This window comes from Sodalis sp. RH20, assembly GCF_047324205.1.
Classification (GTDB): Bacteria; Pseudomonadota; Gammaproteobacteria; order Enterobacterales; family Enterobacteriaceae; genus Acerihabitans.
Genome location: NZ_CP178733.1, coordinates 2,023,551 through 2,041,283, shown reverse-complemented (window position 1 = coordinate 2,041,283; position 17,733 = coordinate 2,023,551). Strand labels below are relative to the sequence as shown.

Annotated in this window: 11 protein-coding genes and 1 pseudogene; 4 read left to right on the top strand and 8 right to left on the bottom strand. The window is 62.0% G+C overall.

Translation table 11 applies throughout. The annotated features are described in order from the left end of the window. The first annotated feature begins 41 nt into the window (after positions 1–41). The 4 genes and pseudogenes from ACL2XM_RS09435 to ACL2XM_RS09420 all read left to right on the top strand — a co-directional run. Positions 42–3,236, top strand: a complete 3,195-nt coding sequence (locus ACL2XM_RS09435; protein WP_413732779.1) for an efflux RND transporter permease subunit — start codon at positions 42–44, stop codon at positions 3,234–3,236. Positions 3,237–3,402: 166 nt separating this feature from the next. Further along, positions 3,403–3,987 (top strand): TetR family transcriptional regulator C-terminal domain-containing protein, encoded by a 585-nt coding sequence (locus ACL2XM_RS09430; RefSeq protein ID WP_410015107.1) that lies wholly within the window; start codon positions 3,403–3,405, stop codon positions 3,985–3,987. A gap of 68 nt (positions 3,988–4,055) precedes the next feature. After that, positions 4,056–5,270 carry an MFS transporter gene (locus tag ACL2XM_RS09425; RefSeq protein WP_413732778.1) on the top strand — a complete coding sequence of 405 codons (1,215 nt, stop codon included), beginning with the start codon at positions 4,056–4,058 and terminating at the stop codon, positions 5,268–5,270. Between the two features lie 220 nt (positions 5,271–5,490). Further along, positions 5,491–5,802, top strand: a pseudogene (locus ACL2XM_RS09420) (helix-turn-helix domain-containing protein); the annotation flags it as partial. 197 nt (positions 5,803–5,999) lie between these two features. Here the strand turns inward: ACL2XM_RS09420 and ACL2XM_RS09415 are convergent. The 8 genes from ACL2XM_RS09415 to ACL2XM_RS09380 all read right to left on the bottom strand — a co-directional run bounded on the left by ACL2XM_RS09415 (position 6,000) and on the right by ACL2XM_RS09380 (position 17,590). Beyond that, positions 6,000–8,492 carry a virulence factor SrfC family protein gene (locus ACL2XM_RS09415; RefSeq protein ID WP_413732777.1) on the bottom strand — a complete coding sequence of 831 codons (2,493 nt, stop codon included), beginning with the start codon at positions 8,490–8,492 and terminating at the stop codon, positions 6,000–6,002. Next, positions 8,489–11,473 carry a virulence factor SrfB gene (locus ACL2XM_RS09410; RefSeq protein WP_413732776.1) on the bottom strand — a complete coding sequence of 995 codons (2,985 nt, stop codon included), beginning with the start codon at positions 11,471–11,473 and terminating at the stop codon, positions 8,489–8,491. The genes ACL2XM_RS09415 and ACL2XM_RS09410 overlap by 4 nt, the downstream gene beginning before the upstream one ends. Positions 11,474–11,476: 3 nt before the next feature. Then, complete coding sequence (locus ACL2XM_RS09405; RefSeq protein WP_413732775.1) at positions 11,477–12,946, bottom strand: SrfA family protein; 1,470 nt, start codon at positions 12,944–12,946, stop codon at positions 11,477–11,479. A gap of 171 nt (positions 12,947–13,117) precedes the next feature. After that, the gene (locus ACL2XM_RS09400; RefSeq protein WP_413732774.1) at positions 13,118–13,975 is read right to left on the bottom strand and encodes a transporter substrate-binding domain-containing protein; all 858 of its coding nucleotides are present in this window, start codon (positions 13,973–13,975) and stop codon (positions 13,118–13,120) included. A gap of 64 nt (positions 13,976–14,039) precedes the next feature. Continuing rightward, on the bottom strand, positions 14,040–14,765 hold the full coding sequence (locus tag ACL2XM_RS09395; protein ID WP_410015101.1) for an ABC transporter permease: 726 nt from the start codon (positions 14,763–14,765) through the stop codon (positions 14,040–14,042). After that, positions 14,765–15,481, bottom strand: a complete 717-nt coding sequence (locus tag ACL2XM_RS09390; RefSeq protein WP_410015100.1) for an ABC transporter permease — start codon at positions 15,479–15,481, stop codon at positions 14,765–14,767. The genes ACL2XM_RS09395 and ACL2XM_RS09390 overlap by 1 nt, the downstream gene beginning before the upstream one ends. Positions 15,482–15,527: 46 nt before the next feature. Beyond that, positions 15,528–16,988, bottom strand: coding sequence for a M20 family metallopeptidase (locus tag ACL2XM_RS09385; RefSeq protein ID WP_413732773.1), 1,461 nt, complete (start codon positions 16,986–16,988; stop codon positions 15,528–15,530). Between the two features lie 236 nt (positions 16,989–17,224). Beyond that, positions 17,225–17,590 carry a winged helix-turn-helix transcriptional regulator gene (locus ACL2XM_RS09380; protein ID WP_413733212.1) on the bottom strand — a complete coding sequence of 122 codons (366 nt, stop codon included), beginning with the start codon at positions 17,588–17,590 and terminating at the stop codon, positions 17,225–17,227. Between the last annotated feature and the right edge of the window lie 143 nt (positions 17,591–17,733).

The window sequence follows — 17,733 nt, the reverse complement described above, 5'->3', positions numbered from 1 at the left end:
GGCAGCGGCGCCATGGCCTGTTACCTATCTATGAGATTATTATGAATATTTCACGGTTTTTTGTCAGCCGGCCCCGGTTCGCGGTGGTGCTGTCGCTGGTGATTTTCGCCGCCGGCTTAGTGGCGCTGCCGCTGTTGCCCATTGCCGAATATCCGGAAGTGGTGCCGACCACCATTGTGGTCAATACCACCTTTGCCGGGGCGGATCCGTCCGTTATCGCCGAAACGGTGGCCTCGCCTATCGAACAGGCGATTAACGGCGTCGAGGGCATGCTGTATCAATCCTCGCAGGCCACCAGCGACGGCGCCCTGACCGTGACGGTCACCTTTGCGCTGGGCACCGACGGCGACAAGGCCCAGGTGCTGGTGCAAAACCGCGTGGCGCAGGTGCTGTCGAGGTTGCCGCCCGAAGTGCAGCGGGTCGGCGTGACCACCAATAAATCCTCGCCCACGCTGATTGAAGTGGTGCACCTGACCTCGGACGATAACCGTTATGACATGCTTTACCTGGCAAGCTATGCGCAACTGCATGTCAAGGATGCGCTGGTGCGCGCGTATGGCGTGGGTGATGTCAGCGTCTTCGGCCTCGGGCCCTATTCCATGCGCGTCTGGCTCGATCCGGAACAGCTGGCGGCGCGCTCCCTTACCGCCGGCGACGTGGTGGCGGCGCTGCGCGAGCAAAATATCCAGGTGGCGGCGGGGCAGGTAGGCGGGTCGCCCGCCGCCAGCCAGGCGCAGTTCCAGATTTCCGTGGTGACCCAGGGACGGCTGGAAACCGAAGAGCAGTTCGGCGATATCATCCTGCGCGCCGACGGGCAGGGCAAGATTATCCACTTGCGCGATGTGGCGCGCCTGGAACTGGGCTCGGACAACTATTCGTTGCGTACCCTGCTCGACAACCAGCCCGCGGTGGCGCTGGGCGTTTTCCAGCGTCCCGGCACCAACGCCCTGCAGATGGCGGATAACGTCCAGTCCACCATGGACCGGCTGGCGAAGGATTTCCCCCAGGGCGTTAAATACCATATCGTCTACAACACCACCGGCTTTGTGCATCAGTCCATCAATGAAGTCGTGCATACCCTGTTCGAGGCCGTCATCCTGGTGGTGCTGGTGGTGATTTTATTCCTGCAAAGCTGGCGCGCCTCGATTATTCCGCTGGTCGCCGTGCCGGTAAGCCTGGTGGGCACGTTTGCGGTCATGCTGCTGATGGGCTTTGGCCTGAATGCCCTGACCATGTTCGGCCTGGTGCTGGCCATCGGCATCGTGGTCGACGACGCCATCGTGGTGGTGGAGAACGTCGAGCGCAATATCGCCCTGGGATTAGCGCCGGTGCAGGCCACCCATAAGGCGATGAGCGAGGTCAGCGGCCCCATTATCTCCACCGCGCTGGTGCTGTGTTCGGTCTTTATCCCCACCGCCTTCCTCAGCGGTCTGACCGGCGAATTTTATCGCCAGTTTGCCCTGACCATTGCCATTTCTACGGTGATCTCCGCCTTCAATTCCCTGACGCTGTCGCCGGCGCTGGCGGCGCTGCTGCTGCGCCCGCATCACGCCGCCCGGGATAACTTCCAGCGCTTTATCGACCGGGTGTTCGGCTGGCTGTTCCGGCCGTTCAACCTGGGGTTTGTGCGCTTGTCCCATGGCTATGTCGGGGTGGTGTCGCGCGTACTGCACCGGTCGTCGGTGGCGCTGCTGATCTACGGCGGGCTGCTGGCGCTGACCGTCCTGCTGTTTATGCGCACGCCTGGCGGATTTGTGCCCCAGCAGGACAAGCTTTACCTGGTGTCGGTGATCCAATTGCCGGACGCCGCCACGCTCGATCGTACCGAGGCGGTGGTGCGCCAGGTCAGCGATATTGCGCTGCATACGCCGGGCGTCAGCCACGCGGTCGCGTTTCCCGGTCTGTCGATTAACGGATTTGTGCGCAGCACCAATTCGGCGGTGGTCTTTTTGCCGCTGGATGATTTTAGCGCCCGCCGCGACCCGTCGCTTTCGGCCGGGGCCATCGCCATGACGCTTAACCAAAAGCTTTCCGGCATAACCGAAGCCAATGTGGCGGTGTTCCCGCCGCCGCCGATCCTGGGGCTGGGCTCGCTCGGCGGTTTTCGCCTGCAAATCGAGGATCAGGCCGATCGGGGGCCGGACGCCTTGTTCCAGGCAACGCAACGGCTCATCGCCGCCGCCGCCAAAGATCCCGCGCTGACCGGATTGTTCACGTCCTATCAGATTGGCGTGCCGAAAATCCATGCCGACGTCGATCGGGAAAAGGCCAAGGCGCAAGGGGTCTCGCTTACCGATCTGTTTGAGACCATGCAGGTGTATCTCGGCTCGGTCTATGTCAATGATTTCAACCGCTTCGGCCGCACTTACCAGGTGAATGTGCAGGCGGACCAGCGTTTTCGCATGCATGCCGAGGATATTGGCCATTTGCAGACCCGTAACGCCGCCGGGCAGATGATTCCCATCGGCGCGTTTGTCACCACCTACGACACCACGGGTCCGGATCGCATCAGCCACTATAACGGCAGCCTGACGGCGGAAATCAACGGCGCGCCGGCGCCGGGCTTCAGTTCGGACCAGGCCCAGGCCAGGCTTGAGGCCCTGGCGCAACAGGAATTACCTAATGGGATGAGTTTTGAATGGACGGAACTGACCTATCAGCAAATTCTGGCCGGCAATACCGCCATTTATGTCTTTCCCATCTGCGTGCTGCTGGCGTTTCTGGTGCTGGTGGCCCAATACGAAAGCTGGACGCTGCCGCTGGTGGTGATCCTGACCGTGCCCATGTGCCTGCTGTGCGCGCTGATCGGCGTGCAGTTGACCCATGGCGACAACAACGTCTTTACCCAGATTGGCCTGGTGGTGCTGGTGGGGCTGGCATGCAAGAACGCCATCTTAATCGTCGAATTCGCCCGCGACCGCGAGCTGGAAAACGACAGCCTGCTGCAGGCGGTGCTGAGCGCCTGCCGGCTGCGGCTGCGGCCGATCCTGATGACGTCGCTGGCGTTTATCATGGGGGTGGCCCCGCTGGCGGTGTCGGTGGGCGCGGGGGCGGAGATGCGCAATGCCATCGGCATCGCGGTATTCGCCGGCATGCTGGGCGTGACGTTGTTCGGTTTTATCCTTACCCCGGTCTTCTACTGGACGATTCGCCGCATCACCGGCGGCACGCTCAAGGGCGGACAGGACGCGCCAGGGACGGACGCGGCCGCCGCACCAACGGGCAAAGATGGCTGACAGGATAGGCTATGATGACAGGAGCGCTTTTCAGCGGCTGAAAAGCGCGCCGCGCCGTGGGCCGCCCTGGCGGTAAAGGGCGGGGCGCCGGGACGCTTTGCTTGCAAAATACGACCGGTCGTCTATATAATCATGCGGTATTCGTTATCTGGAGGCTCTGTTTTTTATGGCAAAACCAAGCGTACGCGATAAAATTGTCGACGCCGCGCTGGAACGTTTTCATACGCTCGGTTTTAGCGCGTGCAGCGTGCAGGATATTGTGGATACCGCCGGCGTGCCGAAAGGGTCTTTTTATAACTATTTCAAAGCTAAAGAATTACTGGCGCTGGAAGTGCTCTCCATTTACGGCCAGGACTCGAACCGTGAAATCCTTGAAGACGCCAGCCTGCCGCCCATTGAGCGTCTGCGCGCGCATTTCGAGTACATGGCCGCCTATTACGCCGACTTCGGTTATGAAAAAGGGTGCCTGATCGGCAACCTGGCCGCCGAGATGACGGATAACACGCCGCTGCTGCGTCAGGCCATTTGCCAGTCGCTGGAAAAATGGACCGCCGCCGTGACCGCGACCCTGCGCGAAGGGCAAAAGGACGGCACCATTATCGCCAGCCTGGATGCGGAAAAAGTGGCCCGTTTTGTTATCAATAGCTGGGAAGGCGCGGTTGTGCGCATGAAAATAGCCCGTTGTCGGCAGCCGCTGGATGATTTTTTCGCCGTGGCCTTTCCGTTATTAAACCGTCCGACGCCGGAATAATCGCCACAGCTATTTGCCTGACGCCCGTTTCTTTTCCTGACTGCGAGCCTATCATGACCGGAAGGACCTTGACCCTCGGACGCCGGGCCAGTTTTTGGGTGGCCGCCGCCGTTGTCGGCCATACTATCTGGACCAGCGCCGCGCCCGCCATGACCTATCCGCTGTATGCCTCGGAATGGGGCCTGACCACCACCCAAACGTCGACTATCTTTGCCATCTATCCCATCGTGGTGGTGGCCATCCTGGTGTGTTTCGGCGATATTTCCGATTATATCGGGCGGCGCACCACCATGTTGTTGGGATTGGCGGCGTCGCTTATCGGGGTATTGCTGTTCGCGGTCGCGCCGGGTTTGTGGTGGATTTATCTCGGGCGGGTCTTCATGGGCATCGGGGTGGGGTTGTCGGCGGGGCCGTCCACCGCCGCCATGATTGAGTTTAGCGCCGAGGGCCAGGCCAAAAAAGCCAGCGCCATTACCACGGTGTCGCAGGCGGTGGGCCTGGCGCTGGCGACGTTGGTGGGCGGCGCGCTGATAGAGTACGCGCCTTTTCCCACGCGGCTGAACTTCTGGCTGCTGCTGGTTATCATCCTGGCTATTTTTGCCGCCGCCTGGTTTTTGCCGCGCCATAGCGCGGTGCCGGGGCAGGGACGCTGGCGTCCGCGTACGCCGTCGGTTCCCTCGGGCCTGGGCGGCGTGGTGCTGACGGCGGTGGCGGCGGTGGTATGCGCCTATTCTATCGGCACCGTGGGGTTATCGCTGGGCGCCAAGATAGCGCGGGATCTGATCGGTTCCGCCAACGTGCTGCTTAACGGCGCCACCATGTCGGTGTTCGCCATCGTGCTTGGCGTGGTGGGACTGGCCTGCAAAAGTATGCCGTCGCGTACCGCGATTGCCCTGGGCGGTCTGTGCACGGTGGCGGGCATGGCATGCCTGGTGATGTCGGTATCCTGGCATTCGCTGCTGCTGTTCCTGGCCTTTTTAATCGCCGCCGGGTGCGGTTATAGCCTGTTGTTTATGGGCGGGCTGGGGCTTATCAATATGTATGCGCCCGCCCGTCTTCGCGGCGGCACGCTGTCCGCGCTGTATTTGGTGGCCTACCTGATCCAGGGGGCGTTTGCGCTGCTGCTGGGCGCCAGCGCCAGTCGTTGGGGGCTGGGCTTCGCCATCGACCAGGGCGCGGTGGTGATTGCCTCGCTGTGTCTTATCACCGGCGCGATTGCCGTCTTTATGACCGTACCGAAAGCCGCCCACCTCGCGGTACGGTGCGTGGAAAAAAATCAGTGACAACGTCACAATAATCCATCCCCGGCTGTTAACACGCCTGCCGCGCTGGCAGGCGGCAAACCCCGTCCTATCGGCACTTTCTCCCGCGCCCGCCTGTCATTGACGTGCCGCCGGCAAACGGCTTATGATAAAATTATCGTTCGTTAATAAAAAGAGGTTGACTAAAAATACGACCGGTCATATTGTAAGTGCAAGGTTATCAATTACGGGGAATGTCTATATGAATCAGAAGGTCATTATTCAGGATTTGATGGAATGGTTGGAAAACAATCTGGATAAGTCATTGTCTCTGGATCACGTAGCCGCCAAATCCGGGTATTCAAAATGGCATTTACAGCGGATGTTCCGCAATGTGACCGGCGATGCGCTGGGCACCTATATTCGCACCCGCCGGCTGTCACGCGCCGCGTCGGAACTGTGTCTTAAGGACCAAAGCATCCTTGATATCGCCCTGCAAAGCGGCTTCGATTCGCAACAGTCCTTCAGCCGGGCGTTCAAGCGCCAGTTCAGCCAGACGCCCGGGGCCTATCGTTCGCGGATGGCTTATCCTTACCATCCGGAAGAGTCCATGGAGGATAAGTATATCCCGGCTAAGCGCGCGGCTCATGCGTCGCAGCCGGTATTTTAAGTAAGCAGATTTGACAATCCGGCGACGACGCGGCTAGCCGCCCGGAAATACCAACCCGGCCGCCGGCGGCCGATATTGCCTCCGGCAAGCCGGTAGCGGCTCTAGGCTTCGGCCGCTGTGATCAGGTTGATGATGGCGCCCAGGCGCTGGCGCTGTTCAAGGCTGATTTCCGCTCCACCCGCATATCCCGCATTTTGCCGTATCAGTATATTCAGGCCCACCAGCCAGTCGTAGACATAGAAGGCGGTATTGTTCACCGGGGCGGCATTCAGCCGGGTCAAACGGTGGGACGCGTCGATGTCGTGCGCGGGCGCCGCCGGGCGCGCAAAAATTTTATGGCCGGGATTGATGCGGCTGTCGGGCCGTTGCGCGTCGCTTAGCCGCGTAAACCCCAGCCAGGCGACGAAATCACCCAATACGGCCAAGGCCCGCGCCACCTGCCGATCGGCCTTGCTCTCAGGCGGCAGGCCCGCCGGCGCCATATCCATCAGCATGTGCTCAAGCGACCCCAGGATATCGAGCCGGATGGCGGCGGTAATCAATTCCGCCATCAACATGGCCATGGTCGGCCTGGCGATACCGAGCAAGGCCAGCAGCGGCGCGTTTTCCGGCAGGTTGCGCAAATGATTTATCCAATAGCGTTGCACATTGCGGGCAAACATTTTGTCGTCCGTCGCGCCGGTGAAGTCTGCGGTGTTGATGACCTGGCCGGTCGGCGCCTCGGGGGCGCTGAGCAGATCGAAGGCGATGCCGACGCCAAAGGGGCCGGCGCCGTCCGCGGCCGGTTCGGTATGGCCGGCGGCGTCCGGTGGTAGCTGCAGGTAGAGGCGGCGCATTTCGTCACGCGTGGGCAGCAGGTGCTCGAGCAGTTCTCCGTGCATGCCGGCGCGCGCCTGCAGCGCTTTAAGCAGTGTGTGCGCGACGTGTTGTTTGGGTAATGTCTCCGCGTCCTCCGCCGCGGCCTGCTGCCATTCGCCGAGCAGGTTTTCGGCCAGTTCCGCCTGCAGCGCCTTCGTCTGTTCGCCCAGGCGCTCCAGGCCCGCCTCGCGCTGCGCCGCGGGGGCGAGGTAGGCCGCCAGGGCGTTGACGCCCCGCGAATCCAGCGCCAGCAACGTGCCCCAGGTATCGCCCGGATTGCCGACATAGCGCTGCACGGCGGCATCGTAATTAGTGCCGTGGACCACACGTTGATCGAAGCGGGTCAGCGCCCAGATCAGGGCGGGTTTGCGCCGGCCGCGCACCCCGGCGTTTTCTCCCTGGCTGCGCCTGACCCAATAATCCAGCAGCCTGCCGACTTCGGCGACCGCTGCGCGGTCCTGCGCCGCGGTACAGACCATCAGCACATTCACCGTCTGGGCATCGGTATAACGTTCGGGCAGATAAGCACAGCGGGCGCGCAGCAGGGCCGGCGCCAGCGGGTAGGCGGGCTCGCCGCCCGCGCCGGTGGCCGCCGTGGTTTCAAGGCTGCCGTCGATACCGGCGAAATCGATAAAATCCACCTGCGCGCCGCCGCTTCCGCTCACGCCGGCATCCAGCGGCATCAACAGTTCAACGGCCAGCATCGCCAGCTCGGCCATCGTCAGTTCAACCGGCTTTCCCGCGCGGCCGTTCAGCATGGGGATCACCTGCAGCAGCGGGTCGGCGGCGCTATGCAGGCGCGACAGCGACGCGATATCCAGGATGCCGTCCGCCTGGCGCATCGTATCGTCCACCAGCGCGCCAAGCGGCGCCAGCACGTGCTGCGCGCCGCCCAGATGCTGCGCGATAGCGGCAAAATGGCGGTAGGCGTCGCTCAAATCCGCGCGCCCTCGCCACAGCACCGAGAACAGCTCGGCGCGATCCTCGACGCTCAGGCAGGGCGCCAGCTCGACCGCCGCCGGCCAGAACCGCGTCTCCAGCTGTTTCTGCCGCCGCCGATCGTGGCGGGAAACATAATCCCAAATCGCCACCACGGCATCCCCGCTCATGCCGGCGACCGGTTCCCCCTGCCGCCGCGCGAGCAGCCGGTCCAGGCGGTCATCCAGCGCGCGATCGTCCAGGTCCCGGGCGGTGTTTTCGCCCCCGGCTTCACGCAGGGAGAGGGTAAACAGCAGCATGGCGATATCCGCTTCACTGAGCAGCGACAGCTGGACCGGATAGGCGGCGTTTTCCGCCTGTACGCGCTGGGCGAAACGCAGCACCAGGCCTGACGCCCGGCTCTGCGGCTCGATAAGGGACAGGACATCCAGCCGTTTGCCGCCAAGCGTGGTGGACAGCCGGTCGTCCTGCCCCACGGTCAGCGCCGTGATCAGATGCAGTTTTCCCCGCGCCGATTGCCCAAAAAAACCAATGGCGCCGGCGGTGTGCGACGCGTTGTACAAATGGCTGGCCTGCAGGCGGCAGCGGCGCAGTTTTATGCCCAGCCGGCCGGCTTCCATATCCAGGCGCGGCGCATGCCGGCGCGTGGCCGCAATCCAGTCGATCGCCTGGTCGATGCCTTGCAGTACCTGGCGCAGCTGGTTATGCAACTGGTTTTGCAATTGGGGAGCCAGCGGGTTGGCAACCGGGTTTAATTTACGCCGCGCCGGTATCGGGGAAGAGATTAATTGACTCATTTTTTCACTATGCTCCCGCTATCGATCCAATATTCGGTCGCGCCTGAACCACTGTCGGCCAGGGTATTTAACGTCAGGCGCACATGGTGCCGCGGCACGGGCGTACCGTCTTCCAGCACCGCCTCCGCTATCTCGAAACGCTCAGGTCCCGCCCGGGAAGTGTCCTGCGCCACCGCCAGCCTGATGCGCAGTTCGCTTTCCCCGGCCACGCGCCGGGCGAGCGCAGGATCGGCTATCGACAGCGTATACAGCGCGGAGGCCGGCCAGCGTTCATTATCCAGCTGGCGAAAGCCCAGGCATAACGCGCCGCGCATGCGAAAGCTGGCGGTGGCGTCCAGCGCGCAATCCGGCGCGTCAAGATCGATATCGCGGTAAAAAACATTCTCGTCGGCCAGGGTGTGGTTGCCGTCCAGCATGCCCAGATAGCGCAGGGTGGAGTAGGGCTGGAAGTCGCCGGCTTTGAAATAGAACCCCGGCAAACGCAGGCTAAGCGCCAACAGGCACAGCATCGCGCCAACCGCCGCGGTGGATTTGGGATTATCGATGCGTCCCCGCTGGTTAAAGGGATACCACGCGCTGGTATGGTAGCCGTCCAGCGACAGAATCCGGTTATTGGGCAGCGGCTGCAGGTGGCGGAACAAGGCCTGGATACCCGGGAAACGCGCCGGCCGCCCGGTAAGCAGCAGCACGTCGCAATCGTGGAGCGAGACGACTTCAGACAACGAGCGCAGGTGTTGGGTAATCGTCATGCGGTTGGCCAGAAACTCATCATGCAGCTTGCCCAGCCTTATCTGGAGCGGGACGCGTAGAATATCGAACGGCGCGGCATCCGCCGGCAGGCCGCGCTGCACCTCGCCATGGATATACGCCAACACGCCAGGCGTGGGCGGCTGGGTCAGCAACTCGCCGAAGGCGGCATCGATTTCCGTGCGGTTTTCCAGGGGGTCGAATTGCTCATAGGCCGCCAGGATCGCGCGGCCGACGGGCATAAACAGCTGCAGCGTCGTCTGCTGGCGCAGCGTGCTGTGCCCGTCCATGCGCCCGTCGCCGCCAAACAGCCGGGCGAGCAGCATGCCGGGGTTGTCCAGGCCGGCGCTGAGCAGCGCCGCCTCCAGGGCGGGCAAGACAAACAGCTGGATCACCTCCAGTAGGATATCGTCGCCCGCGACTTTAAAACCTTCGCGGAACAGCAGCCGCGGGGTGATTTTGACATCTTTGCCGCTGCCGTCGTCCAGGCTGTACTGGGTGATGGCTAAATCGGTGGTGCCTCCGCCGATATCAATGGAGGCGATGCGTAGGGTCTTGCCGGCGCTGCCGGCGGCGGATGCCTTATCCGGCCGCGCCATGGCGCCAAAAAATGCGTTGGTATGACCGGCGAAGTTAACCTGGGTTTCGTTATACAGATAGACCATCTGGCCGCAGGTGGCCTCGTCCCAGTCCATCCGCACTTCGGGCGCCGGTACCCGGCTGCCGGCCCGGTCGCTGGGGGAGGAGAAGGGTTCGTCCGCGCGATGCCAGCCCATCGTTTTCCATACCAGGCCAATCGCTTCGTTCATCCGCCTGAGGAAGATTTCCCGCTCCGGTTTCGGCATCGCCGAGGGCAGGGTCAGGACGATGGTGCGCAGTTGACGCGGCGCCACGTCGTGGCCCATCTTCAGCCGCTGCGCCACGCTGTTGATTTGCATTATCGCCTGCGCCAGCAGTTCCGACAGCATCAGCGTCATCAGCGAGCTGCGGCTGTAATGCGGCGAAAAGACCGGCAGGCGGTCGTCCAGCGCCAGCAGGTACAGCGGCTGGCCCTCGTCATTGATCAGGTGGGTAAACGGCGCTTGCACCGCCGGCGGTTCAAGCGCCGGTCCGCCAGCACCCTGGCTGAACCGCCAGCCGGGAGCATAACTTTCCTCATCCCACAAATAGCGCCGCGGACTGGAAAGACCGGTGGATCCGTCGACGCCCCGGCGCTGCAGCGCCAGGCGCGCCGCCTCCCGGCCGACGCGGGTAATGGCGGGCCAGATAAAGGCGTCGTCGCGCCCGCTTTCGAGCGAGAAACCGGGTTTGCCGAAAGGCGCCTGGGCAAACTCGACACGGCTTTCAAACAGTTCGTTATATAAAAACTGCGGCTCGCCCAGATCGCGGATCAGCAATTCATAGGCAAGCTTGAGGCCGTTGGGCTCATCGGTATGTTCTTCCACCAGGACGCCGCAGGTATGCGAATTGCCGACATCCAGGATCAAATCCACTTTTACCACCGGCTCCTGAAGCGTGCCGGCGCTGATTTTTATTTCCGGCATAGGCAGCTGTTCACCCAGCAGCGCCAGCAAATTGAGATAATGGGCCTGATATTCAAAGGAACGGAACGCCACCTCCATCTCCCGGGCGCTGCGATCGTCCTGGCGCGATGCCTGCTGGGTAAACACCTCGCGCAGCCAGCCGTCGACCCAGGTAAGATCGAGAAATTCGCCCAGCTCGTCGCTGCGGTGCGCCAGGGTAAAGCCGATGCCGTTATGGATATCGTTTTCGTTGGGGGCTACCGGGGCGTCGGCATGGCCGGCCGGATACACCCGGGTGTCAAAGGCGACGCTGACCCGGTGGGTAAAGCCGTGCCGGTCCGGCGCATCCAGGGCGCAAATGCGCACCCGCGCCCAATTATCCGGTCCTCCCAGCAGGGTGCGCGGGGGCATAAAGCGGAACACGGGTAGCGGTAGCCAGAGCTTGTCCAGCAATGCCAGGGATTGCTCAAGGCTGAAACTGAACTCGGGCTTTACCACCTCCGGCGGCGCGCCCGCCGGTACCGGAACGGAATATTTGCCGGTCTGCGCGTGGTAATCCAGGCGCAGCAAGGGTCCGTTGGCGGTCTGGCGGACAAACTTGCCGGGCAGTTCGGCGTTATAGCCGGGCGTCAGGGCGAAATCCAGAAACTGGATACCGCTGTCGCGAATCAGCGTGATGTTTTTTGGGTAATCCGTAATCGTCGCCAGCATTTATTATTCACTCTCGCGCTTCATCGTTATCGGAAAAGCCGTATTGGCGTCATAACGGCCTTTGCACTCGGCGACGCCCTTCGCGCCTTGTCTGCAGACGATTTCCGGCATTTGATAGCGGGTGCCGTCGCTGCAGCGGGCCTTGGCCCGGCTGTTGATGATCAGATTGCCCGATTTCATCAGCCCGGCGTCAACCGCCGTGCGGCAGGTCACCCCGTCGCCATGGGTGATTTTCACCGTGCCTTTGCCATGGTTAAGCTGGTATTTAAGGCTCGGTGGCTTACCGGTCAGCGGTTCCTTGATATCCACCGTGGCGCGCCAGCCGCCGTTAAGAAAATCCGTCGAGCCTATTTTTACCGTCTCGGGCGGCAGAACCAGCGCGTTCTTGCTGATGGCGGCCGGCGCGACGGCCGGGACCAGCGCCTCCGGCGCCGCGGCGGCGGGAAGCGGCGCGGCTTGCACATCCGGCAATGGCGCTATGGCGGGGGCGGACGCCCTGTTCCGGCCATCGCCCGCGTCGGCAGGGCCGATTGCCAGCGCCGTCGGCTGCGTCGCCGCGCCGTCGGCGGGCTTTGGCTGCGCCGCGGCGGCATCTAAGGATAGCGCCTTATCGGCGGGATTGGCCGCGTCTGACGCCCTCAGCCCGCCGTTCCCAGCGCTGGAAAACTGTTTTTCCAGCGGCGGCCGGGGGGCGTCGGTCAGGGGACTGGCGGCGGGCAGGGCGCGTTTTTCCGCCTCAAGGGCGGTCAGCGCCGAGGCGGACAGGACAGGCGGCGGGCGGGAGACGCAGCCGCGGATTTGCAGCGCCAATATGGCCAGCAGGGCAAGCGCCGGCGGGATCCACCACATGCGCCGCCACGATAGCGCCGGTGCCGCCGCAGCCGCAGCCGGCGCGTTTTCCACGGGGGCGGTGGCCGCGATGCGAGGCGAAGCGCGGTCAACGTCCCGCGCCAGGTCGGTAACCAATGCCGGGTCCAGGACGGTGTTATCGACGGGCGGACGCAGGCTGGCAAAAGCATCGGCGTCGGTTTTTTTATCCGTGCCGACAAAACCCCAGAACGTCAATACCGGTTTGCCGCCCACCAGATAGACATAATGCTGATCGGGAAAACGCATGGCTTTCGACAGCAGCGCGCCAAACAGCCTGAGTGAGGGTTTTTCCGCCGCGGCGGCGCGCTGGCAAAGGCCCGCTGCGGCGGCCTGGCAGCCTTCCAATTCCGCAAGGGCGGACGCGCGTTCGGCATCGCTGGCGCCGGCCCAGGAGGACACCTTGCCCGCGCGCGGCGAATACCAGTCGATCCGATCGCCATCCTCGTTGGGCTGGGGGATCGCCAGACAGTCGGCGATCCGCGGCCGTTGCCGCAGACGCAACGTTTCCCTTATTTCCAACGCCGATGCATACACCGGCCGGCCCTGTTCGCCCAACGCATAAATATCAAGCAAACCGCCGCTACGTAAAAATGTTTTTGCCACGCAAAAGGGACCTATGAAAAGTAACACCCGACGGGGAATAAAATTTTTTTTCTATCAGCTGATACTGTAAATCGAACGCAGGCAAATCAAACGCCCGAATAGGCGGCAAAAAAGACAAATATTCGGGGTATCGAAAGAAGAGAGTCCCGGCCCGGCGGCCGGGAAAGGGCTTTATTGCGGGGTAGTATCCATACCGAACCATTTCATGGTCAGCGTTTTCAGCGTGCCGTCCTGCTTGGCGCTGGCAATGGCGTCGTCAAACATTTTTTTCAGTTCCGGATCGGTTTTGCGGATGCCTACCGCCGATCCGCTGCCCAGGATACCGCCGATAAACTGCGGGCCGGCCAGGACGATATCCTGGTTGCCGGGCTTGGTCTTGGCGCCGTTCAGATAGGTGACCGAGGCGAAGACCATATCCACCCGGCCGGATTTAAGATCAAGATCGTGCTCTTCGGTGGTTTTATATTCGCGCACCGTCACCACGCCTTTTAAATATTTTTCCAGGAACTGCTGGCCGATGGAGGAGCCTTGCACGCCGATGATTTTGCCTTTAAGCAGCGGGGTCAGTTTGTCCAGTTCGGCTTTTGCGCCCGCTTCATCGCTGGTAAGCGAAAACCGGGTTCCCAGGTCCGGCAAGGCGGCCAGCGGACTGTTTTTCAGCACCGCGAAAGTTTGTCCCGCATTACTGTAGGAGGCAGAGAAATCAATGATTTTTTTACGCGCCTCGGTGGCGGACAGACCGTCCATGATGGCATCGAATTTTCCGGCGTTCAGCGCCGGGATGACGCCGGCAAAGGGCTGTACGATAATCTGGCATTCCACTTTCATTTTTGCGCACAGCACTTTGTAGAGATCGATTTCAAATCCATCCAGGGTACCGTCGGGTTTGGTAAAGTTATATGGCCGGAACGCCCCTTCGGTGGCGATTTTCACCACCGTCCATTTTTTCCCCTCTTCGGCATGACCGCCGAAGCTGGTCGCCAGAGTGGTGGTAATGCACAACGCGCGTACCAGGTTTACCAATTTCATTGTTTAACTCCTGTATCAATGGGGAAAAATTCGCCTTGCGGCGCAAAAAAAGGTTCGGGATGAATCAATGCGCATTCTCCAGCGGCTTTTTATCGACCGTGGCGACGCGCGCGCGCAGATGCGGGGTCAGTCGGTATTCCAGCCACATCACCAGCCGGGTAATGATCAGATTGATCAGCAGGTAAATCAGCCCCGCCACCAGGAAGACCTCCAGCGCCCGGTAGGTGTTGGAAATGATTTGCGCGGCGATGCCGGTAATGTCCATCAGGGTGATGATCGAGGCGAGGGAGGTGGATTGCACCATCGAAATCAGTTCGTTGCCGTAGGCCGGCAGCGCCTGGCGGATCGCCATTGGAAACAGAATGCGCCGTACCACCAGCAGGCGGCTCATGCCGCAGGCGCGCGCGGCCTCCAACGCGCCATGGGGCACCGAAAGCAGGCCGCCGCGCAGGATCTCGCTGCCGTAGGCGGCGGTACACAGCGACAGCGACAGCAGCGCGCAGCCATAAGGTTCGCGCAGGACGGGCCACAGCACGCTATTGCGCACCGCCTCAAACTGGCTCATGCCGTAATAAATTAAAAACAGCTGCACCAGCAGCGGCGTTCCCCGCAGGCAAAAAACATAAAACCGCGCCGGCGCGCTGAGCCAGATAAAGGGCGAGAGCCGGGCCAGCGCCAGCGGGAAAGCCAGGCAAAAGCCCATGGCCACCGAGTAAAAAGCCAATTTCAGCGTCAGCGGGATGCCGGGGATCAGCTGCAAAAAGGTCTCCCAAAGAAATGCCACGTCCATCAGCGTCTTACCCCGCGCGAGTAGTAGGTTTCAGCTTTACCTAGTGACCAGCCCGAACAGGCGGAAATCACCAGATACAGCAGCGCCGCGGCACAGTAGAAATCAAAGGGCTTGCCGGTGGAGCCGGCGCCGGTTTGCGCTTTGTTCATCAGTTCGGCCAGGCCGGTCACCGACACCAGCGCCGCGGCCTTGAGCACCAGTTGCCAGACGTTGCCCATGCCCGGCAGGGCGTGGCGCAGCAGCAGCGGGATAATAATGCGGCGCATGCGCACGGACGCGGTCATGCCCAATGACGTGGCCGCCTCCAGCTCGCCAGGCGCAATGGTCAGGAACGCGCCGCGAAAGACCTCGGTCTGCTGTGCGCCGGCGGCGATGCCTACCGCCAGCATGCCCGCCAGAAAGCCGGGGAAACTGATAAACTGCCCATCGCCGAACAGCCTGCCCAGCGATGTCAGCGCCTGGCTGCCGCCAAAATACAGCAGATAGATTATCAGCAGGTCCGGGATGCCGCGGATAACGGTGGTATAGATATCGGCGACACAGCGCACCGGCCGGTTGCCGCTAATCTTTGCCCAGGCGAACAGCGCGCCGATAACGCCCGCCAGCAAAAAACCCGACACCGCCAGGGCTACCGTCATCAGCGCGCCGGACAACAGCATCGGCCCCCATCCCTCAGGGCCAAAACTCAGGGTCTGGAAAAAACCTAGCTCCGCCATGCTATCTCCTTAGCGTTTAATCGGCAGCCGGCCACAATGGCGCTCATCAGTGGCTGCCGGGAAAGGGAGGCATGACATCGTCGGGGATCGGATTGATAAACGGCGTACCGTTCAACTGGCGCAGATGCTCTTGTTTCGCCGCCGCGATAAGCGCCGGCTGCTTTATGAGGCTGATGGCCGTGCTGGCCATGATTTTGGCCGCATGGGTCAGGCCTTTGTGGGCCAGCGTGGATTTGCCCTGCGCCACCAACTGCCACGAGTGCCCGGGGGTGCCGATGGTATAGGTGGCGCTTTGCGCCTGCACGGTCGGGACCACCCAACTGACCGAACCCACGTCGGTGGAGCCGATCATGGTGCTGGCCGGCCGATCCAGGGGCAGCACATAATCGCACAGCGTTTCCCCAGGCGCCATGGCCTTGCCCGCGCGGTGAAACGCGCTGTGGATTTCCTCGGCGGACATGGTTTGCTGAAACCGGGCCGCATAGGCGTAATCGGCCTCATCAAAGCCCGGTCCGCCGAGCAGTTCAAGGTGCGACTGCATCAGTTCTTCCAGCACCGGGTTCGCCACCAGATTGGCATCGCCGCTGAGGATATTGCGTTTCATGGTGGTTTCGGTCATCAGCGCCGCGCCCGCGGCCACTTTGTCGACCCGCGCCAGGAGTTCCAGCAGTTCGGGCAGGGTACGGGTACGCACCAGATAACGCACGGTCGCCTTCGCCTGCACCACGTTCGGCGAAAAGCCGCCTGAATCGGTAATGGCATAATGGATGCGCGCGCTGTTCGGCATATGTTCTCGCAGGTAGTTGACGCCTACGTTCATCAGCTCAACCGCGTCCAGGGCGCTGCGGCCCAGGTGGGGCGTGGCCGAGGCGTGGGAGGCGCGGCCGTGAAAATGGTAGTTGATTTCATTGCAGGCCAGGGAATTGGGCTCCTTGACGCAGTTAAACGCGCCGGGATGCCAGCAGATGGCGATATCCACGTCATCAAACAGGCCGGCGCGGACCATAAAACCCTTGCCCGCGCCGCCTTCCTCCGCCGGACATCCGTAAAAGCGCACCCGGCCGGCGATGCCCTGGGCGGCCAGGTAATCCTTGACCGCCGTCGCCGCCAGCAGCGCGGCGGAACCCAGCATATTATGACCGCAGCCGTGGCCGTTGCCGCCTTCTTCCAGCGGCAGCGGCTGGGTGGCATCCGCCTGCTGGCTCAGGCCGGGCAGGGCATCGTATTCGCCGAGAATGGCAATGACCGGGCCGCCCGCGCCCGCTTCGCCCATCATGGCGGTCGGCAGGCCGGCGACCCCCTCGGTCACGCGAAATCCCTGCGCTTTCAGGATCTCAAGATGCGCCCGCGAGGATTTTATTTCGGTGTAGTTCACCTCGGGCGTGGCCCATATCCGATCGCTGAGATCGCAAAATATCGTCTTTTTCTCATCAATTAACGACCAGATCTGATGCAACAACGCGTTGTCGACGGTCCCTTTCTCTTCATTGATAGTGCGCAACGGCATGACAGCGATCCTTAAACGGCAGTGAATGAACTTATCTATACATGTACAACTGCAAAGCAAGATCGAGGCCAGTTATGTTCGCCGCGCGCAGGGCGCCGCCGCTGCGCAAGCGGCCCGGAGTGGCATTAAGGGAAAGGGGGGTGTACTAAAATGAGGCAGGCGGGCGGGCGGTGCGCGATAAGGGTGCAACGGCGCGCGACAATGCGGGATAAGCGTGCAACGCCGCGGATCCCGCCTTAACCGACATCCGCCGCATCCTGTGCCGGCGCTGATAAATGCTCGCGCTGCTCCGTCCAGGTCAGCAGCGCGTCAAGGGCGGGACACAGCGCCTGCCCCCATGCCGACAGGCGGTATTCCACCTTCGGGGGTACCTGGGGATAGACGTGGCGCAGCACGATGCCGTCGCCTTCCAGCTGACGCAACTGCTGGGCCAGCATTTTCTGCGATATGGTCGGGATCAGTTTCTCCAGATCGGAATAGCGTCGTACCTGTCCGCCGAACAAATGAAACAGGATCACCAGCTTCCAGCGGCCTTCCAGCAGCCGCAGTACGTTTTCCACGCCGACGGCGGCGGTCAGGGGCGTATAGGTGTGCTTTACCATTTGGTTAGTCACTTACTTTTTCGTGCGTTCTTGCGGTAAGGAAAGTATATGGCGATACTCGCGCTACGGCAACGTGATGTGCGGTCACGATGAAAACAGCTCGTTTCGTCGCGCAGGCACGCTTAATACACCGGAGAGCAACT